Origin of the sequence: Stenotrophomonas sp. Marseille-Q5258 (assembly GCF_946900935.1) — a bacterium.
Classification (GTDB): Bacteria; Pseudomonadota; Gammaproteobacteria; order Xanthomonadales; family Xanthomonadaceae; genus Stenotrophomonas; species Stenotrophomonas nematodicola.
Genome location: NZ_CAMPPN010000061.1, coordinates 1 through 1463, shown reverse-complemented (window position 1 = coordinate 1463; position 1463 = coordinate 1). Strand labels below are relative to the sequence as shown.

1 protein-coding gene is annotated in these 1463 nt (G+C 69.4%); it reads right to left on the bottom strand.

Translation table 11 applies throughout. The features are described from left to right. The coding region (locus OC534_RS19255; protein ID WP_262072415.1) for an autotransporter outer membrane beta-barrel domain-containing protein at nucleotides 1–1463 on the bottom strand (1463 nt) is incomplete at both ends.

Sequence of the window (1463 nt, the reverse complement as noted above, 5' to 3'; positions counted from 1 at the left end):
CGCATCAGGCCCAGCCCACCCCAGGCCGAAACGCCCGGGCGGAATGCAACCTTGGCACCGGCGCTGAGCGCATAGCGGTTGCGCGGCGTGCTGGCGCGCATCGCTTCATCGTCGAAGGCGATGCCGTTGCTGGCCCCGTCGCGGTACCAGTTCACTGCCAGGTACGGACGCACGGCCGCGCCGCGGTCGGCCTTGGACTCGCCTTCGATGCGCACGCCCAGCCGGCCGGACAGGCCGTCTTCGCCCAGGCTGCGCACGACGGTGCCGTTGGTCTCGCGATGCGCGTCGGTGGACGCCTCGGTGTAGACCAGCTGCAGTTCCGGCTGCAGGTGCAGTGCCATCGCGCCGATGCGGCCGATGTCGATCTGGTAGCCGGCCTCCAGCGAGGACTGCCACAGCTGGGCGTCATAGCGCTCGGCATCCAGACCATCGCCTTGGACGCGGTTGCGGAACTGGCCGCGCTGCACCGATGCATCCACGTACAGGGCGTCATTGCTCCAGCTGCCGTACACGCCGGCCGCGCCGCCTTCCACCTTGCCGCGTGCGCGGTAGCCGGTGAGGGCCGAATGCGAGGTGGCCTGCGACTGCGCGGCGGTGAGCATCACACCCACGCGGCCGCGGTCGGCATCGAACACACCGATGTCCGCACCGATCTGCAGGCCCGAGCGGGCCACCTTGAGCTCGAGCTGGTCATTGACCGCGCCCAGGCGGCTGTGGGTGGAGTCGACCCTGGCCCAGGTGTGCACGCCATCAACGCCGGCGGCGTGGTCGCCGTTGCGGTCGCGCCAGGTATGGCGCAGCAGTTGGGTGAGCGCGAACTGGTTGGCCAGGTAGGCGCCGGTCTCCGGACGCAGGACCGGCGCCGGATCGATCGGATCGATCGGATCGATCGGATCAACCGGATCGACCGGGTCAACCGGATCCACCGGATCGACCGGATCGACCGGCTGGCACTCCGGCAGGCTCGGATCGACGTCGCACGGGGTGGTCGGCGACTGCAGTTCCGAGCGCAGGTACCAGTGGCCGTCGGTGCCCTTGACCAGGAAGTACTCGTACTGGCCGCCAACGGCACGACCGATCAGGTCGAACTGCGCATTGGACGCGCCGCCGATGGTGATCAGCTCGATGCCCAGATCGGTCCTGGCGCCGGCACCGCCTGCGTTGAGCACGCGCACGCCGGCCTGGCCGTCGGCATCGCCGGTGATGACCAGCCTGTCGGTGGCCGAGCTGTCATCGCCCAGCACGGTGTTGAACAGCAGCGTGCCGCCGGCACCGGTGAAGCTGTCCACGCTGAGGGTGTTGAAGGTGCTGCCGTTGCCGAGTGCGACGGTGCCGGTGGCGTCGAGCTGCAGCCGGCCGACGTTGCTGTCGCCGGTGAGCATCCAGGTGCTGTGGGTGCCGATGTCGGCGCGGCTGACGTTGATGAAGCGACCGTCGATGCGCGCGTTGTTGCGCAGCGTGAC